Here is a 24023-nt window from a genome sequence, read left to right as displayed (position 1 = left end):
TTTCCCTTTCCGGCGAGTCCGACTCTATCAGATCCTTTCGGGCCTGACTCCCAGTCAGCGGGCGTTGTCTTCGCGGCTGTTGGGCCGTTCCGACGTCTCAAACTTTAGCGGGTTTTCCCGGCGACTCATAATCGAGTCTTGGAATTGAATTCGGGCATGCCGAACGGGTTCCGTTGGGAGGTTGTGCTGAGTTTGTTTTGCCGCTCCAGGCGGCGGGAGGTGCTGCCGAAGAACCGTTACGGCCCCGTGGCAACCCGAAGAACTCTACGGATCGGGCGGGTGGCTGTCAACCCCCACCCGCCGCCCGTTGGCCAGTGGGTCAGGCCAGGTCGTTGAGGCGTCCGCCGGCGTCCGGCTGGGCGTCCTCCACGCGGTGGAGGAGGCGGGTCAGCACCTCGCCCAGGACACCGCGCTCCTCCTGGGACAGGTCCTGGAGGAGGTCCTCCTCGAAGACCGTGGCCAGGCGCATCGCCTCCAGCCACTTCTCGCGGCCCTCCGCGGTCAGCTCGACGATCACGCGGACGCGGTTGGACTCGTCGCGGTCCCGGGTGACCAGACCCTCCGCCACCATGCGGTCGATCCGGTGGGTCATCGCGGCCGGGGTGAGGCCGAGACGCTTGGCCAGTTCGCCGGGGCCCATTTGGTACGGGGCTCCGGAGAGGACGAGGGCCTTGAGGACCTCCCACTCGGCGTTGCTGATGCCGAGGGTCGCGGTCTGCCGCCCGTAGGCGACGTTCATGCGGCGGTTCAGGCGGCCGAGGGCCGAGACGATCTCCTCGACCTGGGGGTCGAGGTCCTGGAACTCCCGCTGGTACGCGGCGATCTGCTCTTCAAGTGTCGGCTCACTTGGGCCGGGGGTGTCACCCATGGGCCGAGTATGGCACGGGCCCGCTTGGCGTCGAAGTCCTTCGGTGTGTATTGTTTAGATCCTAACTTTAGCTTCGAAGTCTTCACGTCTAACTCCTAAGGCAGGTGAAAGTGACCAGGGCGATGGGCGCAGCGATGCGTCGTATTCAGGCAGGCAGCGCGCTGAGCGCGTTCGGCATCGGGTTCACGGTTCCGTTCCTCTACGTCTATGTGGCGCAGGTGCGGGACCTGGGGGCCAGTGCGGCGGGGATCGTGCTGGCCGCCTTCGCCATGGCCGCTCTGATCGTCCTGCCCATCACCGGCCGCGTCATCGACCGGCGCGGCCCGCTCCCGGTGCTCGTGGGCGCGGCGGTCGTCGCCTCCGTGGGCGCGGTCGCCCTCGGGTTCGCGAACAGCGAGCCGACCGCGATCCTGTCCGCCGCCCTGCTGGGCGCGGGCACGGCGGTCATGCAGCCCGCGCTCGCGACGATGATCGTCTGGTCGTCGACGCCGGCCACCCGGACGCGGTCCTTCGCGATGCAGTTCTTCCTGCAGAACCTGGGCCTCGGCATCGGCGGCCTCATCGGCGGCCAGATCGTCGACGAGAGCCGGCCGGGCAGCTTCACGCTGCTGTTCTCCATCGAGTCCGTGATGTTCCTGGTGCTCGCGGCGATCGCGCTCACCGTACGGCTGCCGCACGCGCCGTCCATCCAGGACGCGATGCCCACGGACGGTGCGCCCCGCGGCGGCATGCGCGCGCTCCTGAAGCACAAGGCCATGCTGCAGCTCTGCGTGCTCGGCTTCGTGATCTTCTTCGCCTGCTACGGGCAGTTCGAGTCGGGGCTCTCGGCGTACGGCGTCGAGGCCGCGGGCATCTCGCCGTCGACGCTCGGCATCGCGCTGGCCGCCAACACGGCGATGATCGTGATCGCGCAGTTCGCGGTCCTGAAGTTCGTCGAGCGGCGCAAGCGGTCCCGGGTGATCGCCGCCGTCGGTCTGATCTGGGCGTTCGCGTGGATCCTCGCGGGGTACGCGGGGCTCGGGCACGGCAGCCAGGCGATGGCCACCGCCGCGTTCATCTCCACGTACGCGCTCTTCGGGCTCGGTGAGGCGATGCTGTCGCCGACCGTCGCGCCGCTGGTCGCGGACCTCGCGCCGGGCGGCATGGTCGGTCAGTACAACTCGGCCTTCGCCCTGGTGAAGCAGCTCGCTCTCGCGGTGGGTCCGGCCGTGGGCGGGCCGATGGGTGCCGCGCTGCACGTGCCGTACATCGTGACGTTCATCCTGTTCTCGCTGGGCATCACGGTGCTCGCGGTGCGCCTGGGACGGCAGCTCACCCCGGTGCAGAACCAGCCGTCGCTGGCCAAGAGCCCGGTGGTGGCGCAGGGCGGTCCGGCCGCGGCGGAGCCCGCAGCGGCGAACGCGTAACCCCTGAAGAAGCGCCCCGGGGAGTCTCCGAGACTCCCCGGGGCGCTTTTTCGTCTACTTGGGCAGCGCGAACTCGCACCAGACGGCCTTGCCGCCGCCCGGTGTGCGGCGCGAGCCCCAGTTCGAGGCGATCGTGGCGACGATGGCGATGCCGCGTCCCGCCTCGTCGGCCGGCTCGGCGCGGCGGCGGCGCGGCAGGTGGTCGTCGCCGTCGGTGACCTCGATGATCAGGCGGCGGTCGGTGCGGCGCAGGCGCAGGCGCATCGGCGGGGTGCCGTGCTGGAGGGAGTTCGCGACCAGTTCGCTGGCGGCGAGGACGCCCAGATCGTGCAGCTCCGGCGAGAAGCGCCAGCTGGCGAGGACGCCGGTGGCGAAGGCACGCGCGCGTGGCGCCGCTTCCACGCCGCCGAGCAGCTCCAGGGCCGCGTTGCGGAAGAGTTCCGCGTCCGAGCCGGTGCGGGCGGGGTGCTGGAGGACCAGGACGGCGACGTCGTCGTCGTGGTCGGCGGTCACCCCCAGGGCGCGGATCAGGCGGTCGCACACCACCTGGGGCGTGCCGGTGGCGCCGGCCAGGGCACGCTCCAGGGAGGCCACTCCCTCGTCGATGTCCTCGCTGCGCCGCTCGACCAGGCCGTCCGTGTAGAGGACGGCGGTGGAGCCGGGGCCGAGCGGGACGGAACCCGAGGTGTGCAGCCAGCCGCCGGTGCCGAGCGGCGGTCCCGTGGGTTCTTCCGCGCGGTGGATCGTGCCGTTCTCGTCGCGCACGAGGATGGGGAGGTGCCCCGCGGACGCGTAGACGAGGCTTCCTTCGTTCGGGTCGTGCACCGCGTAGACACAGGTGGCGATCTGGCTGGCGTCGATCTCGGCGGCGAGGCCGTCCAGGAGCTGCAGGACCTCGTGCGGGGGCAGGTCCAGGCGGGCGTAGGCCCGCACGGCCGTGCGGAGCTGGCCCATGACGGCCGCCGCGCGCACGCCTCGGCCCATCACGTCGCCGATGACGAGGGCGGTGCGGCCGCCGCCGAGGGTGATCACGTCGTACCAGTCGCCGCCGACCGCGGCCTCCGTGCCGCCCGGCTGGTAGGTGGCGGCGATGCGCAGGTCGTCGGGCTGCTCCAGTTCCTGGGGCAGCAGGGACTTCTGGAGGGTGACGGCGGTCTCGCGCTGGGCGCGCTCGCTGGTGCGCAGGCGCTCGGCGGCCTCGGCGTGGTCGGTGACGTCCGCGGCGAACACCAGGACGCCGCCGCCCTCTTCGGGTCCCGCCGCGGAGCCGCCGAGCGGCAGGGTCACCGGGGTGCAGGTGAAGGTGTACGAGCGCCCTGAGGGTGCCTTGCGGGACTTGACGGTGCGCGGCTTGGAGCTGCGCAGGACCTGGTCCAGGAGCGGCAGCAGGCCGAGCTCGTCCAGTTCGGGCAGGGCCACGCGCGCGGGGTCGCCGACGGGGCGGGGTCCGAAGGCGGCGACGTACGCGTCGTTGACGTAGGCGATGCGGTGGTCGGCGCCGTGCACGAGGGCGACGAGGGCCGGGATGCGGTCGAGCACCTCGCGGACCGGCAGCTCGTCGATGCCGACGGTGCCCACCGTACGGACGACGGTGTCCGGAGGGCCGGTCTCCGCTCCGCCGGAGGGGCGTTCGGCGCGGGCCGCGGGGACGGAGCCGTCCCCGCGCGGTGCCGCGGCGACCGCTTGTTCGGTGCGCGCTGCTGCGCGACGCTGCGTTCCGGGGAGCCGGGCGCTCCAGCGCGTGAAGTTCACTGCGGTAGGCCTCGTGGTGTCGCTTCTGGATCGGGAACACAGCATGTCGAGAGCGGACGTCCCTGGTGTCGGCCTGGCGGCCTGCCCATGGTCACACGAACAGTCTGACCGACCGGACTGACATCCGTCAGACGCCGGTCCTGTGCGGGGAGTTCCTGACTCGGTTCAGGAGGACTCCTTCGGGCGCTCGCCCCCGGCCGCGAGTTCGAACTCGGCACGGGGGTGTTCGAGCGATCCGAGGGAGACGATCTCGCGTTTGAACAGGCCGGACAGGGTCCATTCGGCGAGCACACGGGACTTGCGGTTGATGGTCGGCACTCTGCTCAAGTGGTAGACGCGGTGCATGAACCAGGCAGGGTAGCCCTTCAGCTTGCGTCCGTAGACGTGCGCGACGCCTTTGTGCAGTCCCAGCGAGGCCACGGAGCCCACGTACTTGTGCGTGTACTCCTGGAGAGGGCGCTCGCGCAGGGAGGCGACGATGTTGTCGCCGAGGACCTTGGCCTGGCGTACCGCGTGCTGGGCGTTGGGCGCGCACTCGGCACCGTCCCGGTCGGCGGTGACGTCGGGGACGGCGGCCGCGTCTCCGGCCGCCCACGCGTGCGTGGTGCCGTCGATGGCGAGCCGGGCGGTGCACTTGAGGCGGCCTCGTTCGTTCAGCGGCAGGTCGGAGGCGGCGAGGACGGGGTGAGGCTTGACGCCGGCCGTCCACACGACGGTGCGGGTGGGGAAGCGTGCGCCGTCGTCGAGGACGGCGACGCGGTCCTCGCACGAGTCAAGGCGGGTCTCCAGGCGTACGTCGATATTGCGCCGTCGCAGTTCGCGCACCGTGTACTTGCCCATCTCCTCGCCGACCTCGGGCAGGATCCGGCCCGCGGCCTCGACGAGGATCCACTTCATGTCCTCGGCCTTGACGTTGTGGTAGTAGCGGGACGCGTAGCGCGCCATGTCCTCCAGCTCGCCGAGCGCCTCGACCCCCGCGTACCCGCCGCCGACGAAGACGAAGGTCAGGGCTGCGTCGCGGATGGCGGGGTCGCGGGTGGAGGAGGCGATGTCCATCTGTTCGATGACGTGGTTGCGCAGCCCGATGGCCTCTTCGACGGTCTTGAAACCGATGGCGTACTCGGCGAGCCCGGGGATGGGCAGGGTGCGCGCGATGGAGCCGGGGGCGAGGACGAGTTCGTCGTAGGCGATCTGGACGGCCCCGGTGCCCTCCTCCTCGGTGGCGAGGGTGGTGAAGGTCGCGGTGCGCTTGGCGTGGTCGACCGACGCGACCTCGCCGATGACGAGGCGGCACTTGTCGAGCAGGCGGCGCAGCGGGACGACGACGTGGCGCGGCGAGATGGATCCGGCCGCCGCCTCGGGCAGGAAGGGCTGATACGTCATGTAGGGATCGGGCGTGATCACGACGATCTCGACGTCACCCCGCCTGAGCTCGCGTTTCAGCTTCCGCTGGAGGCGCAGCGCGGTGTACATCCCGACGTAGCCGCCGCCGACGACGAGAATGCGCACAGTGTCCGGAGGTACGGGGGTGCTCCCCCGGGAGATCACAGCCTTCACCATCCCATGACGCACCCGGCTCCCGAGTTTGTCCACAGGCCCGGCAAATTGTGTGACCGGACGCGCCGTGCGCCCACGGTTCGCGGATTTGTTGCCTGGTGGGAAAGGTGTGCAGGTCAGTGGGTGTGAGGGGGGTACGGGGGTGGGGTTCAATAAGGCCTGAAAAGGTGCGTACTCCGATCGGGGGGCGTTCCTTGCGGAACCCGCCTCTTCTGAATTGACTCCAGCTCAACTATGTTCGTGTGACGTCGGGGTGTCGGGGGATGCGCTCGTCGAGCCGGGTTTCCGGACTCGCGGAAGGGCTCACCCCTCACACGTCGGTAGCCAATGGCGGGGAGTGTCTCCGGGGGGAGACGTCATTACCGGGGGAACGTGTATGCACATTCAGGAAACTCACTGGACTTCCGCGGGCATGGCGGCGGCAGCCGTCGGCCCGAGCGGGAACGGACGCGACATGGGGGAAGGAGCGCGCACGACACCGCTGCGTGTCGACGCACAGCGCAATCTCGAACATGTACTCAGGGCGGCTCGTGAGGTCTTCGGCGAGCTGGGGTACGGCGCGCCGATGGAGGACGTGGCGCGCCGTGCGCGGGTCGGTGTCGGCACCGTCTACCGCCGTTTCCCGAGCAAGGATGTGCTGGTCAGGCGGATAGCCGAGGAGGAGACCTCCCGGCTGACCGACCAGGCGCGTGCGGCGCTCGGGCAGGAGGACGAGCCGTGGTCGGCGCTGTCGCGCTTCCTGCGGACGTCCGTGGCGTCGGGCGCGGGACGGCTGCTTCCGCCGCAGGTGCTGCGGGTGAGCGTCGAGGACGGCGCCCCCGTGGAGGACGAGGCGCGGGTGCCGCAGCAGCGGCAGTCGGCCCCGGACGCCCCCGAGCTGCGTCTGATCGAACAGCGCCAGGCGCCGGTCGAGGAGTCGACCTCGCTGGGTGACGACGCGGGGGCGGCGACGCTGCTCGACGTCGTCGGCCGCCTCGTGGACCGGGCCCGCGCGGCGGGCGAGCTGCGTCCGGACGTGACGGTGTCGGACGTGCTGCTCGTGATCGCGACGGCGGCGCCCTCGCTGCCGGACGCGGCGCAGCAGGCGGCGGCCTCTTCGCGGCTCCTGGACATCCTGCTCGAGGGCCTGCGGTCGCGGCCCTCGTAGCCGGTCGGCGCGCCCCGGATCCTGCCTGTCCGGCGGAGGGTTCAACTCCATGTGGCAAAGCGGGGGTTGAGCCTTCCCCGAATGGGTGAACGGTAGTGCTCGGTTGCGGGAAGTCGCCCCGGACGGGTGGTTGAACGTCTTCACTGTCGGCCCGGGCGCACCTGTGTGGCACTCTTTCCCGGTGGTCGGGTCTGAGTGTGCAACCGGGGGCTTTCCGCGATGAGTGTTGACGGTCGGGACGAGTCGTCCGCCGGCTTCGGCGAGGAGGCCCCTTCGGGCGGCACCGGTGCGGAGTCCGGTGGGCCGGCTTCCCGGCAGGTACCGCCCCAGGGCGGCCAGGTACCGCCCTCGATCGGTCAGGCGCCGCCCCAGAGCGGTCAGGTGCCGTCCCAGGGCGGGCCCGGCGGCAGTGCGGGTTCGCCTGCGGGCGCGGGCGTCGCCCCGGCGGGCCCCGTGGACGCGTCGTCCGGTGCGGCCGATCCGAGCGTGCCCCCGCAGCGCGAGGGCGGCGTGGTCGTCCCGCTGCCGGTGGGCGGCGAAGTGCCGTTGTCCGACGCCGACTTGATCGCGCGCATGCGCTCCGGTGACGACTCCGCGTACGAAGAGCTCTACCGCCGGCACGCCGAGGCCGTGCGCCGCTATGCGCGCACCTGCTGCCGTGACGCCCACACCGCCGACGACCTCACGGCCGAGGTGTTCGCCCGCATGCTGCAGGCGGTGCGCGGCGGCAGCGGGCCCGAGCACGCCGTGCGCGCCTATCTGCTGACCACCGTGCGGCGGGTCGCCGCCGGGTGGACGAAGTCGGCGAAGCGGGAGCAACTGGTCGAGGACTTCGCGGTGTTCGCCGCCCAGGCCTCGCGCGGCTCGGATGTATCCGACGACGACACCCTGGACCTCGGCGCGGACGTCCTCGCGATGCACGAGGCCGAGCAGTCGATGGCCATGCAGGCCTTCCGGAGCCTGCCGGAGCGCTGGCAGGCCGTGCTGTGGCACACGGAGGTCGAGGACGAGTCGCCGAGCGACGTCGCCACGCTCTTCGGCCTCGACGCGAACGGCACGCGCGTGCTCGCGAGCCGTGCCCGCGAGGGCCTCAAACAGGCCTATCTGCAGGCGCACGTGAGCACCACGCTCACCGAGAGCGAGGAGTGCGCGCGCTACGCCGACCGGCTCGGCGCCTACGCCCGCGGTGGTCTGCGCACCCGCGCCGAGCGGGGCCTGCGCAAGCACCTGGAGGAGTGCGCCAAGTGCCGGCTGGCCGCCGGCCAGATCAAGGACGTCGCCAACGGCATCCCCGCGGTCGTCCCGATCGCCGTCATCGGCTGGTTCGGTGCCGCCGGGTACGCGAAGGTCGCCGCGCTCATCGGCGGCGGCACGGTCAGCGCCGGTGCCGCGGGGGCCGCGGGTGCGGCCGCGGCGGGCGGCTCGTCCGGGGGGTCGGCCGCGGGCGGTGGCGCCGCCGCGTCCGAGGGGCTCGGCGCGCCGGCGAAGGCCGGGATCGCGGCGAGCGTCGTCGTGGCCGCGGGGGTCGCCGCGGCCATCGCCCTCACCGGGGGCGGCGGCAAGCCCAAGGACGACCCGCCGAAGGCCAAGGAGCCCGCGGTCTCCGAGTCGATCGTGCCGCAGAAGCCGCCGCCCCCGAAGCCGAAGCCCACTCCGCCGCCGCCCGCACCGAAGCCGCCGCCCGAGCCCGCCCCCAAGCCGAAGCCGAAGCCGCCCGCCAAGGCGAAGCCCAAGCCGAAGCCGCCGCCCGAGCCCGCTCCGAAGCCCACGCCCGAGCCGCCCGCGCCGCCGAAACCGCCGAAGCCGAAGCCGACCCCGAAACCGCCGCCCCCGCCGCCGCCCGCCCCGAAGGTCTACCAGTGGAACGAGCTGCGGTACGGCGTCACCGGCGACGGCACCGAGCCCGAGATGCGGCTCGGCGAGAGCAGCTGGGTGTGGCAGCGCTGGGGTCTGTCGATCGGCGACAGGAAGTACTCCCACGGTGTGACCGTGCACGGCCGGTCCTCCGTCACGATCGACCTGAACCGGAAGTGCTCGACGTACGAAGCGGTCGTGGGTGTCGACGACATGACGATGGGGCTCGGCAAGCTGCGCTTCTCCGTGTTCGGGGACGGGGCGCGGCTGTGGCGGTCCCCGCTGGTGAGGGGCGGTGACCCGGCGGTGCCGGTGCGGGTGAACCTGAGCGGCCGCAAGACCGTCAGGCTCGTCGTCGAACCGCACACGCCGTTCGACTCGGTGGCGCTCGCGGACTGGGCGCAGTCCCGGATGACCTGCGGCTAGCCGCGGATCCTCAGGGAGACGGCTCCGCAGCGAGTGCCCCGGCCATGACGGCGAGCGCCCCGTCGGTCGTCAGCGCGGCGCCCGCGGTCCGCTCCCGCTCGTACCCCTCCGGGCCGAGTGCGGCGACGGCCGCCTGCTCCACCCGCTCGGCGTCCGCGGCCTCCGGCTTGGGGCGCCTGCGTTCTCTGCGCAGGGACGTGCCGGCGGCGAGCACACGGGTCGCGGGCGCGTGCTCGTCCAGTTCGCTCAGGAGCGTGGCGGCGGAGTCCACCAGGGAGGCCACGATCACCTCGGAGCACTGGGACGACACGGCCCGGCGCACCGCCGCGATGACCATCGGGAGTCCCGCGGCGGGTCCCGACTCGGCTGCGGTGATGCGGGCCTCCACCCCGTCGAGGGCGGCCTCGAACTGCGGGGGCGGCGTGCCGTGTTCGGACTCGGCGCGGGCCTCGTCGCAGAGCCTGCGGGCCTCGGCGGTACGCCCCTCGCCCACCGCCATCAGCGCCCGCAGCAGCCGTACGAAGGCGCGGGAGTCCGTCACGCCGGAGCGGTCGGCCTCCCTGGTCGCCTCGTCGAGCACCTTGGACGCCACGACGCCGTCGCCCTCGCGGTAGGCGATCTCGGCGAGCCTGGCGAGCAGGAACGGCACCTCGGCGAAGGCGCCCACCTCGTGGGCGAGGCGCAGCGCCTCCTCGTACTCGGCGCGGGCCTCGTCGTGGTGGCTGCGGGCCATGGCCGCCTCGCCCGCGGCGCTGGACACCTGGGCGCGCATCCAGCGGTCGCCGACGCGGCGGCTCAGCTCCCGCAGCTCCGCGAGGTCCTCGTCGACGCCCGAGAGGTTGCCCGGCATGTCGACGGCCATGTGCGTGCGGAACATGAGGATGACGCCGAGGTCCCAGTCGGTGCCGTTCCTGCGGCAGTTCTCGACCGTACGGTTCAGCGGTTCCAGCGCGTCCTCGTGGCTGCCGTCCGTGAGGAAGACGGTGAAGGGCCAGATGAGGCCGGGGAAGCGGGCGGCCTCGGGCACGTCACGCGCGAAGGCGGCGCGCAGCGTTTCGATGTACTCCCGGTCGGCCGGGACACCGCGGTGCACCGGCACCTCGGGGTGCCCGGCCTCCGAGGCGAGGTGCAGGTGCAGCAGCCGCAGGTTCATCCACGGCCAGTAGAGCGGGTCGTCCTCCTCGGGCAGCCGGGAGGGCGCGAGCTCCAGGACGCGGCCCATCCAGTCGGCGCCCTCCCTGCGGTAGTTGCGCAGCCACCAGAACCAGCCCGTGTGCAGCACCATCGTGATCGCCGTCTCGGCGTCGCCGGCGTCGACCGTGCGCTGCAGGGCGGCCCGGATGTCGTCGAGCTCGGTCTCCAGGCGGGTGATCCAGGGCAGTTGCCCGGCGGAGCGGATCATGGGGTCGGCGTCGGCGACGAGGGCGCCGAAGTACGCCGCGTGGCGGGCCTCGGCGGCGGCGAGCAGTTCCGGGGTCTCGGCGGCGCGCTCGGACGCGTATTCGTGGATGGTCTCCAGGAGGCGGTAGCGCATGCCGTTGTCGCCGTCCCGCGCCCCGGGGACGGCCACGATCAGGGACTTGTCGACGAGGGCGCCGACCGGGTCGGTGGCGGGCGCGGCGCAGACTGCCTCCGCCGCCGCGAGGTCCCAGTCGCCCGCGAACACGGACACCTCGCGCAGCACGGTCCGCTCGGCCTCGTCCAGCAGGTCCCAGGACCAGTCGACGACGGCCCGCAGGGTCTGCTGGCGCGGCAGGACCGTGCGACTGCCGCTGGTCAGGAGGCGGAAGCGGTCGTCGAGACGGTCGGCGATCTGGCGCGGGGTGAGCAACCGCAGGCGGGCGGCGGCCAGTTCGATGGCGAGGGGCAGGCCGTCGAGGCGGCGGCAGATCTCGGTGACGGCCTCGACGTCCTCGTCCGGCGAGAAGCCGGGCCGCGCCGAGACGGCCCGCTCGATGAAGAGGCGGTGCGCGGGGTCGGGCGGGAGCGGCTCCACGGGGCGCACCGCCTCGCCGGGCACGCCCAGGGGCTCGCGGCTGGTGGCGAGGATGGTGAGGTCGGGACAGTGGGTGAGGAGGGTCTCGGCGAGCTCGGCGGCGGCGCCGATCACGTGTTCGCAGTTGTCAAGGAGCAGGAGCAGGCTGCGCGAGGCGCAGTACTCGACGAGCAGGGCGAGCGGGTCGCCCTGCGGGGCGGTCATCTCACTGGTCATCAGCACGGTTTCGCGCAGGTTGAGCGCGCTGACGACGGCGCCGGGCACGGCCTTCGGTTCGTCGAGCGGGGCGAGCTCGGCGAGCCATGCCTGCGGATGCCCGGCGGCGGCTTCCTCGGCGAGGCGGGTCTTGCCGGAGCCGCCGGGTCCGGTGAGGGTGACGAGGCGGGCTCTGTGCATGTCGGAACGGATGGCGTCGAGTTCGGGTTCCCGGCCGACGAAAGACGTCAGGCGGGCGCGGATGTTCCCGCTGCGCTCGGGGGGTTCCGGACGCTCGGGGGGTTCCGGACGCTCGGCATGCGCTGTCTGCCTCTGGTGGGCCGGTCCGGGGTGGTGGTTCGGCTCGTGGGGCCGGCGCGGTTCCTGGGACTGACGTGACCCTTGGGACTGGTGTGATCCTTGGGGCTTGCGCGGCTGATGGGGTCGGCTCGCCTCCCGGGCCCCGCGCGATTCATGATCCTGATCCGCCCGGCCGGCCCCCTCGCCGCGCGCTCCGCGCGGGCGCGGCGCCGACCCGTTGAGCAACTGCGCATGCAGCGCCTTGAGTTCAGGGCCGGGATCGGTGCCGAGGCCGTCGGCGAGGGTGCGGCGGGCGTCCTCGTAGGCGGTGAGCGCGTCCGCGCCGCGTCCGGCGTCGCGCAGGGCACGGATCAGCAGGGCGTGCAGCGTCTCGTCGTACGGCTGGGCGGCGGTCAGTTCCCGCAGTTCCGGTATGACGTCGAAGGCGCGGCCCAGCTCCAGGTCCGCCTCGATCCGCGCGCGGACCACGTCGTCACGCAGGGCCTCGGGCCGTGCCGCGGCCGCGCGGTCGGGCAGGTCGGCGAGGGCGGGCCCGTGCCACAGGGCGAGCGCCTCGCGCAGGTCGCGGGCGGCCTGTGCGGGCTCGCCGCGGTTCAGGGCGGCCCTGCCCTCGCGCGCGAGCCGCTCGAAGCGGTGCAGGTCGACGTCCTCGGGGGCGACGGTGAGGCGGTAGCCGCCGGGGGCCGACGCGACGGCGTCCTTGCCGAGGGCGCGGCGCAGCCGTCCGACGAGTGCCTGCAGGGCGGCGGGTGCGTCGGCGGGCGGGTCGTCGGCCCAGACCTCGTCGATCAGCGCGCCGACGGTGGCCGTGCGGTTCGCCTGGAGTGCGAGGGCGGCAAGGAGGGCGCGCAGCCGCTGGCCCCCCACGGACAGGGGGGCGCCTCGGTCGTCGTACGCCTCGGTGGCGCCCAGGATTCGGTACCGCACCACGTCATTCTCCCCGGCCCGGACCTCCTGGGCGCGGGGTTTCTTTCCGAGGGTGCGTCGCCGGGGCGAGGGAGGCTTCCGAGTACGGCGACAGGGGCGCGTCCGTCGACGCGCACGCCCCGTTCCGACGGCTAACGGCCCGCTCCTAGGGCGCCCCTCTCCGGAACCACACTCCCGGTAGGAACCGCTCGTTGCCGTGCCGGGGTCCCGGTCCAGCACGTTCCTCTGCGCGACAGGAGCCGCCGCAGCCACAGCTCGGTGGAGACCAGGTCGGCCAGGCCGTCCAGCGGCAGCGGCTCTCCTTCGGCGGCGGAGCGCAGGGCCTTGCGGACCACGCGGGCCTCGACCAGGCCCGCCTGCGCGAGGAGCGGGGTGTCGAACAGGGCGATGAGATCGTCCACCGCGATGCGCAGGCCGGTGCGGGCGGCGGCCGCGTTCGAGGCGTGGGAGGGGGCGCCCCAGCCGGGCGGCAAATCGGCGACCCCGGCGCCCTCCAGGACGGTGCGCAGGATCGCGGCCCGCGCGCCGGGCTGGACGCGCAGGGCCTCGGGCAGCGCCCTGCAGGCGCGGACGACCTGGTTGTCCAGGAAGGGCGCGTGCAGGCGCTGGAAGCGGACCTCGGCCGCCTGTTCCAGGACGCGCAGGTCGGCGGCGTGCCGGGCGAGGGCCGCCCGCGCGCGGAACTCGCCGGGGCGCTGGCCGGGGCCGCCCGGACGCATCGTCGTGTCCTGCAGGCGAACCGATACTTCAGCGAGCGCCTCTCCCGTCAGCCAGCGTGCGGCGGGGCCGGGCCTGGCCCAGGCGAGGGCGGCGAGCGAGGCGGCCACGGCGCCGCCCGGTTCGTCGAAGCGGCGGTGCAGCAGCCGGTCGGCGAGCGATTCGACGCCGGCCCGGTGCGGCATCCGGGCGAGCTTGCGGGCCGCCCCGTACACGCGCGCGGGCACCATCACCGAGCCGTCGGCCTTGGCGAGGGCCGCCACGGGACGCACCATGTGGCGCCGCTTGCGGTCCATCAGGAGGTCGGCGAGGCGCGCCGGGTGGGCGTCGAGGACCTGCCGGGCGCCGTGGCCCGTGAAGTGGTCGGCGCTGCCCGAGGAGAGCCGGGCGCGGTGGCGCTGGGCGCTCACCAGGACGGCGCTCGGCTCGTCCGTCAGCGGCCCGTCCAGGTCGGCGTAGGGCAGGGCGTCCTCGCCCGCGGCGACGACCACGTGGTGCAGGCGCGGGTTGGCCGCGATGGCGCCGGCCCGTTCCAGTTCGGCTTCGCGGCCGTTGACCGCGAGGTCGTTGAAGGTGACGGCCAGGAGCCGCTCCCCCGCGCCCGTGCCGTGCCCGAGGACCGTGCCGGGCATCCCCGGCAGACCGGCCGCGAGGAGGGCGAGGGTTCCCGACGCGGGTCCTCCGGAGAGGTCGGCTCCGATGCCGGGCACCGGCATGCCGCGGGCCGCGCGTCGTTCGGCGGGGCCCATTCCGGGGACCGGGCCGGGGTCGACGTCCGTGCCGGGGACGTGGCGCGGGGCGGTGAGGCGGGTGCGTACCGCCTCGACGAGGGCGTCCCGGACGCCGTCCACGGCGCTGTCCGCGTCTTTGGGGGGTGCCGCGACGGCCAGCGAGGCCACCGGTTCGTACCCGGCGATCTCCCGTGCGCCCGCGCGCAGGATCAGCGCGTGCCCCGGTGGCACGCGCCGCACGCCCTGGTACGGCGTGGAGTCGTGCAGGGCCTCGGGTACGTCGGGGGCGGCGAGCAGCGCCGCGAGGTGGCCGATGTCCAGGTGGGCCTCGATGAGGTCGGCGAGCGGCAGTGCGGCCGTCGCGTAGGCCGAGCCGCCCGCCCAGGGCGTGTAGAAGACGGGGCGGGCACCCGCGAGGTCTCCGGCGATCATGACGCGGCGGCCGACCTGGACGACCGCCGTGTAACTGCCGGACCAGGCGGTGAGGTGGCGCAGGGCGCCGCCGCGCGCGGCGAAGAGGCCGACCCGCAGCTCCTCGTCGGAGGCTCCGCAGGTGCCGAGGACGGCGATGCGGGTCTGCTCGTCGGCCGTCACTGTCCGTACTTCGTCGGCGCGCCAGTCGCCGACCGCCCAGAGCGGATCTGGGTCGCCCCACAGGAGTTGGGAACCCACGGGACGCACGGTCTCGCCGTCGTCGCCGGTCGCTCCGGCCGAGCCCGGCACCGTGGATCTCGCGGTGGTACTGCTCCACCCCACCAACCACCGCATCGCTGCCTCCACAGGCTGTGGACGGCCGCCGACGGACCGCTGCCGAAGCGCCGTCGGGCACGGCCGACCGGTGCACCGAAGAACTGGGGTCCCATGCTGCCACGAAGGAGGCGCACGGGAAGGCCTGCGGGGCCGCTTCGGCGGCGGCGAATCCACCCTGGGAGGGCGGTTGTTGAAGGGCTGAACGACCGCCCTCTCCTTGCGGACGCCTCGCGCACGCCCTGTGTGTACGGTGTGCCCGACCCCTTCGAAGGGCGCGCACAGCGCCTCCATGGGCGAAATGTCCACCCTCGCCCATGGGCGCTTTTCGGCCAAATCGGCCTGTGATGGGCCCAGAACGGAACCGTTCGAAGGCAACACACAGCCCGGGAGGCGGCGTTCGCCTCCCGGACCGGTCCGCCGCCCGCGGGGATGGAGGCGGCGGTGTCCCCCAGCCCACTGACTCCAGCGCAGCGGGCCGACCCACGCATCGCCAATGGAAGCGCTCCCGACATGGCCGGAGAAGAGCGCACACACGGGCGCACGGCCACACAACGGGAGCACGCATCGGCGTCCGCGCGCTTCCGCACGGACAACAATCTCGCCATCCGGAACTGGGCCTCTTAACGCTTGGGATGCGGCGAACTACGCTGTGTGTGCTGATGTTTTCGCGGAGGCATATACCTGGAGGATCGGCCAAACGCTCTTGCGGCCGCTATTCCGGCCACCGCGCGCGGGGCCCTGGGCGCGACGCCCGGGACCGTCGTGCGCGTCGGCCCGGTTCGGGTGGCCGTGGCTCACGTCACGGCGACCGGGACGGCGGGTGACCCTGCCCCCGGGGGAACGCAGCACGAATGCCGCGCGGTCCAGGCACCGCCCGGCAGCCGTCTGTGTCGAGGGGTGGCGCATGTCCAGGGAGCAACGCGGGCCGAACGAAAAGCTCGGCACCGTTCTCGCCCTCGCGGGAATCAGCAATGCGGGACTCGCCCGCCGGGTCAACGACCTCGGCGCTCAACGCGGGTTGACGCTCCGTTACGACAAGACATCGGTGGCCCGCTGGGTGTCCAAGGGCATGGTGCCCCAGGGCGCCGCCCCGCACCTGATCGCGGCGGCCATCGGACAGAAGCTCGGCCGCCCCGTGCCGCTGCACGAGATCGGCCTCGCGGACGCCGACCCCGCGCCGGAGGTGGGCCTCGCCTTCCCCCGGGACGTCGGAGCGGCGGTGAAGTCCGCGACCGAGCTGTACCGCCTCGACCTGGCGGGCCGGCGCGCGGGCGGCGGCATCTGGCAGTCCCTGGCGGGCTCCTTCGCGGTGAGCGCCTACGCGACGCCCGCGTCGCGCTGGCTGATAACCCCGGCGGACAGCTCCGTCGCACGGGACGTCTCGCGCGAGGTGCCGCGCGACGTCGTGCCCAGCGACGACGGCGCGCCCATGAAGGTCGGCCACAGCGACGTGCTGAAGCTGCGGGAGGCCGCCGAGGACGCCCGGCGCTGGGACTCCAAGTACGGGGGCGGCGACTGGCGTTCCTCGATGGTCCCGGAGTGCCTGCGGGTCGAGGCGGCCCCCCTGCTGCTCGGCTCGTACTCCGACGAGGTCGGCCGCGCGCTGTTCGGGGCATCGGCCGAACTGACGCGCCTCGCGGGGTGGATGGCCTTCGACACCGGCCAGCAGGAGGCCGCCCAGCGCTACTACATCCAGGCGCTGCGGCTCGCCCGCGCGGCGGCCGACGTGCCCCTTGGGGGGTACGTCCTGGCGTCCATGTCCCTCCAGGCGACGTACCGCGGCTTCGGGGACGAGGGCGTCGACCTCGCGCAGGCCGCCCTGGAGCGCAACAGGGGCCTGGCCACCGCCCGCACCATGAGCTTCTTCCGTCTCGTCGAGGCACGGGCACACGCGCGTGCCAACGACGCGCAGGCCGCGGGGGCGGCGCTGCGGGCCGCGGAAGGGTGGCTGGAGCGGGCCAGGGACGGCGACCACGACCCGTCCTGGCTCGGCTTCTACGGATACGACCGCTTCGCCGCCGACGCGGCCGAGTGCTACCGCGACCTGAAGGCGCCCCGGCAGGTGCGGCGCTTCACCGAGCAGGCGCTGTCCAGGCCCACGGAGGAGTTCGTGCGCTCGCACGGCCTGCGGCTCGTGGTGTCGGCGGTCGCCGAGCTGGAGTCCGGGAACCTCGACGCGGCCTGCGAGCAGGGCACGCGCGCGCTGGAGGTCGCCGGGCGGATCTCGTCGGCGCGCACCACGGAGTACGTGAAGGACCTGCTGCACCGCCTGGAGCCGTACGGCGACGAGCCACGCGTGGTGGAGCTCCGCGAGCGGGCGCGGCCGCTGCTGATGGCTCCCGCGTAGGCCGGGTGGGCATCGGTCGCGTGGGCTGCTCAGGCCGCGTGGGCCGCGCAGGTCCGGCGGACTCCCGCACGCTCCCGCCCGCCCCCGTGCCCCGCGACGTCCCGGGGGACGGGGGCGGTGGCCCGGCTCCGGGCGGCGCGGTGGGTGAACGGGAGGGCGGGCCCGGGTGAACCGGCGCGTAGCGGCGGAGGAAGGATCGGGCGCCCGAGGTTTGGCGGCGTTGTCAGTGGCGCAGGGCACTATCTGTGGTGGGAGGTGAGGCGCGGTGAAGAAGGTCGCGTACGACTGCGACGTGCTGGTGATCGGCGGGGGCATCGTCGGGCTCGCGACGGCGTATGCCCTCACGCGCTCCGCCCCCGGCACACGGATCACCGTCCTGGAGAAGGAGCCGGGCCCCGCCCGGCACCAGACGGGCCGCAACAGCGGTGTGATCCACAGCGGGATCTACTACCGCCCGGGCTCCCTCAAGGCGAAGTACGCGGTCCGCGGCGCCGCCGAGATGGTCAAGTTCTGCGCGGAGTACGACATTCCGCACGAGGTCACCGGCAAGCTGATCGTCGCCACCGAGCGCTCCGAGCTCCCCCGCCTGCACTCCCTCGTCCAGCGCGGCAGGGAGAACGGCATCCCGGTGCGCGAGCTGGGCCCCGCCCAGATCACCGAGCACGAGCCGGAGGTCCGCGGGCTCGCCGCCATCCACGTGGGCACGACCGGGATCTGCGACTACGGGGCGGTGGCCGCGCACCTGGCCGACGTCTCCGGCGCCGAGATCCGCTACGGCGCGGGCGGCGAGGTCGTCCACATCGACCGCCGACCCGACCTCGGCGTCGCGGTCCGCACGGCCGACGGCGCGGTGGTCCGCGGCAAGGTCCTGGTGAACTGCGCGGGGCTGCACTGCGACGAGATCGCGCGGCGCACGGGGGACGATCCGGGGATGCGGATCGTCCCGTTCCGGGGGGAGTACTTCGAGCTGGCCCGCCCCGAGCTGGTGCGGGGCCTCGTCTATCCCGTACCCGACCCCTCCTTCCCCTTCCTCGGAGTCCACCTCACCCGGGGCATCGACGGCGGCGTCCACGTCGGGCCGAACGCGGTCCCCGCGCTGGCCCGCGAGGGGTACGACTGGTCGGTCGTCCGCCCCCGCGAGCTCGCCGGGACCCTCGGGTGGCCCGGCTCCTGGCACCTGGCCCGCCGCCACTGGCGGTACGGGGCGGGCGAGCTGCTCCGCTCCGCGTCCAAGTCCGCGTTCACCTCGGCGGTGCGGAGGCTGCTGCCCGCGGTCGGGCCCGACGACCTCGTGCCGGCTCCCGCCGGGGTCCGCGCCCAGGCCGTCCTGCGCGACGGCACGCTGGTCGACGACTTCCTCATACGCGAGGGGGCGCGGACGGTCCACGTGCTGAACGCGCCGTCGCCGGCGGCCACGGCGTCTCTCCCTGTGGGCAGGGAGGTCGCTCGGCGGGCGTTGGAGGTCCTGCGGGCTTCTGGCCCCTGGGCCTTGGGCTGACTGTGTGGGCACCCTGCGGGTGGGCGGGACCCTGCGGGTGGGCGGCACCCTGCGGGTGGGCGGGACCCTGCGGGTGGGCGGGGCCACCGCTGGGCCCTGGCACTGGGTCCTAGCACTGGGCTCTCTGGCTCTGCTGCGGGTCGTGTGTGGCTGAGCGCGCAGTTCCCCGCGCCCCCGAACACCGAACCCGCACCGACGCCCCGGTCCCCCGGCGCCTCCCGGAGCTCTCCGCCCCACCTGCGGGCCGCATCTCGCTGAGCGCGCAGTTCCCCGCGCCCCTGGAAAGCCGACCCGCACCGGCGCACCGGCCCCTGCCGGAGCTCTCCACCCACCTGCCGGCCGCATCTCGCTGAGCGCCCAGTTCCCCGCGCCCCTGGAAAGCTGACCCGCACCGGCGCACCGGCCCCTGCCGGAGCTCTCCACCCACCTGCCGGCCGCATCTCGCTGAGCGCGCAGTTCCCCGCGCCCCTGGAAAGCCGACCCGCACCGGCGCACCAGCCCTTGCCGGAGCTCTCCACCCACCTGCCGGCCGCATCTCGCTGAGCGCGCAGTTCCCCGCGCCCCTGAGCACCGAACCCGCACCGGCACCCCGGCCCAGGGCGGGGAATGTCGTCCTCTGTCTCCTCTAAAATTGCCGCACTGTGTCTGACTCATCCATCACCCCCGATGCCCCGTCGCCGAGCGATGCCGATGTCTCCCGGGTCGGGGGGCGGCCGCAGGCCGTGCCTCGGTTTCCCGGGGGGCCCTCGCCCGATCCCGCGGGGTCGCACCACGAGCGGCGGATCCGTAGTTTTCAGCCTCGGCGGAGCCGGGTGACCACCAGCCAGGAAGATGCCCTGCGGCGGCTCTGGCCCTCGTGGGGGCTGGACATCGACGGGCTGCGCACGCTGGACCTCGGCGCGCTCTTCGGCGATCCGGAGCTGCCCGTCGTCCTGGAGATCGGGTTCGGGATGGGCGAGGCCACCGCCCAGATGGCCGCCGACGACCCGGGCACCGGCATCCTCGCCGTCGACGTGCACACCCCGGGTCAGGGCAATCTCCTCGGCCTCGCCGAGCGGAACGGCCTGCGCAACGTCCGCGTGGCCAACGGCGACGCGATCATCCTGCTCCGCGAGATGCTCCCGCCCGCCTCGCTCGACGGCCTGCGCGTCTACTTCCCCGACCCCTGGCCCAAGGCCCGCCACCACAAGCGCCGCCTGATCCAGCCGGAGTTCCTGACGCTGGCCGCGCCCTCCCTCAAGCCCGGCGCGCTGCTGCACTGCGCGACCGACTGGGAGCCGTACGCCGAGCAGATGCTCGAGGTGCTCACCGCGCACCCCGACTTCGAGAACACCCAGGCCGACGGCGGGTACGCGCCCCGCCCCGCCTTCCGCCCCCTCACCCGCTTCGAGGGCCAGGGCCTGGACAAGGGCCACGTCGTCCACGACCTGCTGTTCCGCCGGAGCGCACCGCAGGGACACTGAGGCCGAGGCAGAGGCCGAGGCCGAGGCCGAGGCCGAGGCACCGTCGCGGCCAACCCCATCCCTCGTTAGGGTCAACGCGTGGCCATCAGTCCTCCGTATCCGATACCCCCCGAGGCGCCCGCCCCGGGGGAGCTGCGCCGTGTCCGCTGGTGGCAGCGGCGGGCGATACGCGTGGCCGCGCTCGTCACGCTGCTCGCCCTCTCCGGCCTGGTGATCCTGGCCCTGGTCAGGGAGCAGACCGGCACGGAGGGCTTCCTGGTCGGGCTCGGCCTCGCGACCGTGCCCGTGCCGCTGCTGGTCGCCGCGTTCCGCTGGCTCGACCGCGTGGCGCCGGGCCCCTGGCGGAACGTCCTCTTCTGCTTCTCCTGGGGGGCCTGCGCGGCCGCGCTCGTCGCGATCGTCGCGAACAGCTTCGCGATCCGCTGGATAGCCACCGCCACCGCCGACCCCACCAGCGCCGACACCCTCGGCGCGACCGTGATCGCCCCCATCGTGGAGGAGAGCGCGAAGGCCGCGGCCGTGCTGCTCGTCTTCCTCTTCCGCAGACGCGACTTCACGGGCATCGTCGACGGCGTCGTCATAGCGGGGGTGACCGCGACCGGCTTCGCGTTCACCGAGAACATCCTCTACCTGGGCAACGCCTTCGTCACCGACCAGCTCAGCCGCGAGAGCGGCCTCGCCTCCGTGACGGCCGCGACCTTCTTCGTACGCGTGGTCATGTCCCCGTTCGCGCACCCGCTGTTCACGGTCCTGACCGGCATCGGCTTCGGCATCGCCGCCACGCTGTCCGTCGAGCGCCACCTCCCGCGCCGGGTGCTGATCCCGGTTGTCGGGCTGCTGCTCGCGATGGGCATGCACGCGCTGTGGAACGGCTCGGCGGTCTTCGGGCAGTACGGCTTCTTCACCGTGTACGCCCTCTTCATGCTCCCGGCGTTCGGCCTGCTGACCTGGCTGGCCGTCTGGACCCGGCAGCGCGAACTGCGCATGATCCGCGCCGAGCTGCCCGTGTACGCGGCGGCCGGCTGGCTCACCCTCCCCGAGCCGTACGCGCTCGGCTCGATGCGCGCCCGTTCGCTGGCCCGCGACTACGCCTCGTACACCTGGGGCAAGGACGCGGCCCGCACGGTCGCGGAGTACCAGACCTACGCGACGTCGCTGGCGTTCCTGCGCCACCGGGGCCGCCGCGGCCGTGCGGGCGCCGACTTCGTCGTACGCGAGCGGGAGTTGCTCGAAGAGCTCTGGGAGCGCCGCGAGCCGGCCCGCCCCGCCCTCGCCTACGCGGCGCAGGCGACGGCCCCGGCCATGCCCCCGATGCCGTACGGGGGGTTTGCGGGATACGGCCAGTCCCCCTACGGCCCCGCCGCCCCCTACGGACAGCCCTCATACGCACAGCCCCCGCACGGGCAGCCCCCGCACGCACAGCCCTCGCACGGGCAGCCGCAGCCCTACCCGGCCTACGGCCACCCCGCCCACGGGTACGGCTATGGGTACGGGTACGGGTACGGCTATCCCGCGTACAACCCCTATCGCCCCTAGGGGCCGGCCCGAGCCAACTAGGCGGACGCAGCCGTCAGCCGTGCGAGCTCCGCCTCCGTCAGCTCCAGCTCCGCCACCGCGAGCAGCGCGGGCAGCTGTTCGACCGTGCGGGCGGAGGCGATCGGCGCCGCCACGGTGGGCTGGGCCGCCAGCCAGGCGAGCGCCACGGACGCGGCCTGGATGCCGCGCTCCCCGGCGATCTCGTCGAGCGCGGCGAGGACGCGGTCGCCCCGCTCGCTGCCCACGTACTGCTCCACGCGTCCGCTGCGCGCGCTGTCGACCTGCGCGCCCGGACGGTACTTGCCGGTCAGGAAGCCGGCCGCGAGCGCGAAGTAGGGGACGGCGGCGAGGCCGGAGCGCGAGGCGATCTCCTGGAGCGGGCCCTCGTAGGTGTCGCGGGAGACGAGGTTGTAGTGCGGCTGCAGCGCGACGTAACGGGCGAGGCCCTCGCGGTCGGAGAAGTCCAGGGACTCCTGGAGCCGCTCGGGGCTGATGTTGGAAGCCGCGATGGCCCGCACCTTGCCCGCCCGCACCAGGTCGTCGAGGGCGCCGATGATCTCCTCGACGGGGACCGACGTGTCGTCGAAGTGCGTGTAGTACAGGTCGATGTAGTCGGTGCCCAGGCGCTGCAGGGAGGCGTCGGCGGCGGCCTTGACGGTGGTCGCCGAGAGGCCCTTGTACGCGGGGTGGGAGCCGACCTTCGTGGCGACGACGACGTCGGAGCGGTTGCCGCGCTCGGCCAGCCACTCGCCGATGAGGGTCTCGGACTCGCCGCCCTCGTTGCCGTCCACCCAGGCGGAGTAGGCGTCGGCGGTGTCGATGAAGTTGCCGCCCGCGGCGGTGTAGGCGTCCAGGACGGCGAAGGACGCGGTCCGGTCTGCGGTCCAGCCGAAGACGTTGCCGCCCAGGGAGAGCGGGAAGACTTCGAGGTCGGATGAGCCGAGGGAGCGAAGAGAGGTCATAAGGTGTTCAACGCGCCTGCGGGAAGCGGAATTCCGTGTAAGCGCCAACCGTGGGGGCGCCGGCCGGGTGCACGTCAGGCGCGCAGGTCGCGCCGTCGCATGCCGCGTCCGCGGGCGGGGACGAGGAACCGGCGGCCCTGGCGTCGGGGGGTTGTCGCCAGGACCACCGGAGTTCCAGGTGTCCTAAGGGATCCGAGTGGCTACGGGATCCGAGTGCCTACGGGATCCGAGTGTCCTGAGGGATCCGAGTGCCCCGCGGATTGCGGGTACGGGCTGGGGCTCACGCCTTACGGGTTGAGGCCCTTGCCCTGCAGCCAGCCCAGCGGGTCGATCCCCGTGCCGCCGGGCGTGTGGACCTCCATGTGGAGGTGCGGCCCGGTGACGTTGCCGGTCGCGCCGACACGGCCGATGACCTCGCCCGTGGTGACCTTCTGGCCCGCGCTGACATTGAGCGAGGACTGGTGGCAGTACCAGATCTCCGTGCCGTCCTCGAGTTCGAGCACGGTGCGGTAGCCGTACGCGCCCGCCCAGCCGGCTTCCTTCACGGTGCCGGTGTGCACGGCCTTGAGCGGGGTGCCCGTGGGCGCCGCGAAGTCCAGGCCGGTGTGGTGGCCGGAGGACCACATGGCGCCGGAGTCGCCGAAGTGCGAGGTGAGGGTGTACGAGGAGGTGGGGATGGCGTAGCTCTTGGCGAGCTTGGCCAGGCGCTCGGCCTCGGCCTTGGCCTTCCGGGCCTCCTCTTCCTTCTTCTTCTTGGCGGCGGCCTTGGCCGCCACCTCCTTCTCGGCCGACTTCTGCTGCGCGGCGGCCTCTTCGGCCGCCTTCTTGACGGCGGCGTCCTCGGCGGCGCTCTGCACGGCGCTGTCGGCCTGGTGCTGCTGGTTCTCGGCCTGCTGCATGATGCGGGCCCGCAGCGCCTCGCCCGCGTCGGTGGTGCCCTGCTCGGCGTCGGCGGTGCTGACACCGGCGGCGCTGAGCGGGGCCGCCGCGGCGGCGGTCGTGGTCTGCGACGAGTCGTCGCCGGATATCAACGCACCGACGCCGGGAAGGGACTTGGCCTCCGGCAGCGAGTCGGCGACGGCGTCGACACCCGGCAGGTCGGGCATCGAGATGGAGACCGGCGGCTTGCCGTCCTGCGCGGTGGCGATGCCGCCCGCGCCGACGGCGGCGATGACGCCCACGCCGAGGACGGTGGAGCTGCGGGCGAGCCCGCCGCCGCCCTTCTTGTGCACACGGTGCCTGCCGCGGACGGGTCGGACGGAATCCTCTGTGGGGTTCCACTCCTCGAAAGAGCCCTCGTCAGGACCCTGGTGGTACGTACCGAAGTCGTCGTCATTCGGTATGTACACGGCTTGGGGGGCAGGCCGGTTGGACGCCACTGGGGCGCACTCCTTTCCTTCCTTCTCGCCTACCGGGTTAGCTGACGGGTTCGGAGCAGGAAGGTCTCCTACGAACACCTGGCACGAAGGCACAGATGCCCGATTCACCCCATGTTGGTGGTTCCCCGGCTCCCTTGCGGGATTAGGCGCATGCGCACGGAGCCGCCTCTAGTGACGGCTGGGACGACCGC

The 24023-nt window shown here is 73.2% G+C and carries 14 protein-coding genes and 1 riboswitch; of the genes, 7 read left to right on the top strand and 7 right to left on the bottom strand.

All coding sequences use genetic code 11. The features are described 5' to 3' along the window. Window positions 1-319 precede the first annotated feature (319 nt). Window positions 320-868 carry a MarR family winged helix-turn-helix transcriptional regulator gene (locus tag ACZ592_RS12120; protein ID WP_471581389.1) on the bottom strand — a complete coding sequence of 183 codons (549 nt, stop codon included), beginning with the start codon at window positions 866-868 and terminating at the stop codon, window positions 320-322. A 134-nt stretch (window positions 869-1002) separates the two neighbouring features. Between ACZ592_RS12120 and ACZ592_RS12115 the strand changes: the two genes are divergently transcribed. Beyond that, window positions 1003-2274, top strand: a complete 1272-nt coding sequence (locus ACZ592_RS12115) for an MFS transporter (protein WP_471581388.1) — start codon at window positions 1003-1005, stop codon at window positions 2272-2274. Between the two features lie 54 nt (window positions 2275-2328). Here ACZ592_RS12115 and ACZ592_RS12110 read toward each other — a convergent pair whose 3' ends face one another. Beyond that, the gene (locus tag ACZ592_RS12110; RefSeq protein WP_471581387.1) at window positions 2329-4026 is read right to left on the bottom strand and encodes an ATP-binding SpoIIE family protein phosphatase; all 1698 of its coding nucleotides are present in this window, start codon (window positions 4024-4026) and stop codon (window positions 2329-2331) included. A 165-nt stretch (window positions 4027-4191) separates the two neighbouring features. Continuing rightward, window positions 4192-5586 (bottom strand): NAD(P)/FAD-dependent oxidoreductase, encoded by a 1395-nt coding sequence (locus tag ACZ592_RS12105; protein ID WP_471581386.1) that lies wholly within the window; start codon window positions 5584-5586, stop codon window positions 4192-4194. A 373-nt stretch (window positions 5587-5959) separates the two neighbouring features. On the opposite strand from ACZ592_RS12105, the gene ACZ592_RS12100 reads away from it, so the two are divergent. Together ACZ592_RS12100 and ACZ592_RS12095 are read left to right on the top strand one after the other, a co-directional pair. After that, window positions 5960-6730 (top strand): TetR/AcrR family transcriptional regulator, encoded by a 771-nt coding sequence (locus ACZ592_RS12100; protein WP_471581385.1) that lies wholly within the window; start codon window positions 5960-5962, stop codon window positions 6728-6730. A gap of 219 nt (window positions 6731-6949) precedes the next feature. After that, a complete protein-coding gene (locus tag ACZ592_RS12095) occupies window positions 6950-9010 on the top strand; it encodes a sigma-70 family RNA polymerase sigma factor (protein ID WP_471581384.1) in 2061 nt (686 codons plus the stop codon). Between the two features lie 10 nt (window positions 9011-9020). On the opposite strand, the gene ACZ592_RS12090 is transcribed toward ACZ592_RS12095, so the two are convergent. Both ACZ592_RS12090 and ACZ592_RS12085 read right to left on the bottom strand, forming a co-directional pair. After that, window positions 9021-12449 (bottom strand): AfsR/SARP family transcriptional regulator, encoded by a 3429-nt coding sequence (locus tag ACZ592_RS12090; RefSeq protein ID WP_471581383.1) that lies wholly within the window; start codon window positions 12447-12449, stop codon window positions 9021-9023. A gap of 131 nt (window positions 12450-12580) precedes the next feature. Continuing rightward, window positions 12581-14665 carry an asparagine synthase-related protein gene (locus ACZ592_RS12085; protein ID WP_471581382.1) on the bottom strand — a complete coding sequence of 695 codons (2085 nt, stop codon included), beginning with the start codon at window positions 14663-14665 and terminating at the stop codon, window positions 12581-12583. Between the two features lie 886 nt (window positions 14666-15551). On the opposite strand from ACZ592_RS12085, the gene ACZ592_RS12080 reads away from it, so the two are divergent. From ACZ592_RS12080 to ACZ592_RS12065, 4 genes are all read left to right on the top strand, one after another. Then, a complete protein-coding gene (locus ACZ592_RS12080) occupies window positions 15552-16994 on the top strand; it encodes an MFS transporter (RefSeq protein ID WP_471581381.1) in 1443 nt (480 codons plus the stop codon). A 265-nt stretch (window positions 16995-17259) separates the two neighbouring features. Continuing rightward, a complete protein-coding gene (gene lhgO / locus ACZ592_RS12075) occupies window positions 17260-18492 on the top strand; it encodes an L-2-hydroxyglutarate oxidase (protein WP_471581380.1) in 1233 nt (410 codons plus the stop codon). A gap of 722 nt (window positions 18493-19214) precedes the next feature. Beyond that, window positions 19215-19955: a tRNA (guanosine(46)-N7)-methyltransferase TrmB gene (gene trmB / locus ACZ592_RS12070; protein WP_471581431.1), complete on the top strand. Its 741-nt coding sequence runs from the start codon at window positions 19215-19217 to the stop codon at window positions 19953-19955. Window positions 19956-20033: 78 nt separating this feature from the next. Continuing rightward, entirely contained in the window at window positions 20034-21491 is a 1458-nt protein-coding gene (locus tag ACZ592_RS12065; protein ID WP_471581379.1) for a PrsW family intramembrane metalloprotease, read from the top strand. Window positions 21492-21508: 17 nt separating this feature from the next. On the opposite strand, the gene ACZ592_RS12060 is transcribed toward ACZ592_RS12065, so the two are convergent. Together ACZ592_RS12060 and ACZ592_RS12055 are read right to left on the bottom strand one after the other, a co-directional pair. Further along, on the bottom strand, window positions 21509-22453 hold the full coding sequence (locus tag ACZ592_RS12060) for an aldo/keto reductase (RefSeq protein ID WP_471581378.1): 945 nt from the start codon (window positions 22451-22453) through the stop codon (window positions 21509-21511). A gap of 287 nt (window positions 22454-22740) precedes the next feature. Beyond that, window positions 22741-23832 carry a M23 family metallopeptidase gene (locus tag ACZ592_RS12055; RefSeq protein WP_471581377.1) on the bottom strand — a complete coding sequence of 364 codons (1092 nt, stop codon included), beginning with the start codon at window positions 23830-23832 and terminating at the stop codon, window positions 22741-22743. Window positions 23833-23843: 11 nt separating this feature from the next. Next, window positions 23844-23991: riboswitch (cyclic di-AMP (ydaO/yuaA leader) on the bottom strand. Window positions 23992-24023 lie beyond the last annotated feature (32 nt).

The sequence above is a fragment of the Streptomyces sp. NPDC040622 genome (assembly GCF_055593965.1).
The sequence above is the reverse complement of the archived record's forward strand: the minus strand, read 5'-3'. Positions and strand labels throughout refer to the sequence as shown.

Bases quoted from the DNA above. Each gene is read 5' to 3' on its own strand.
- ACZ592_RS12120 (WP_471581389.1), bottom strand. From the start codon at position 868: ATGGGTGACACCCCCGGCCCAAGTGAGCCGACACTTGAAGAGCAGATC.
- ACZ592_RS12115 (WP_471581388.1), top strand. From the start codon at position 1,003: ATGCGTCGTATTCAGGCAGGCAGCGCGCTGAGCGCGTTCGGCATCGGG.
- ACZ592_RS12105 (WP_471581386.1), bottom strand. From the start codon at position 5,586: ATGGTGAAGGCTGTGATCTCCCGGGGGAGCACCCCCGTACCTCCGGAC.
- ACZ592_RS12100 (WP_471581385.1), top strand. From the start codon at position 5,960: ATGCACATTCAGGAAACTCACTGGACTTCCGCGGGCATGGCGGCGGCA.
- ACZ592_RS12095 (WP_471581384.1), top strand. From the start codon at position 6,950: ATGAGTGTTGACGGTCGGGACGAGTCGTCCGCCGGCTTCGGCGAGGAG.
- ACZ592_RS12085 (WP_471581382.1), bottom strand. From the start codon at position 14,665: ATGCGGTGGTTGGTGGGGTGGAGCAGTACCACCGCGAGATCCACGGTG.
- ACZ592_RS12080 (WP_471581381.1), top strand. From the start codon at position 15,552: ATGTCCAGGGAGCAACGCGGGCCGAACGAAAAGCTCGGCACCGTTCTC.
- ACZ592_RS12060 (WP_471581378.1), bottom strand. From the start codon at position 22,453: ATGACCTCTCTTCGCTCCCTCGGCTCATCCGACCTCGAAGTCTTCCCG.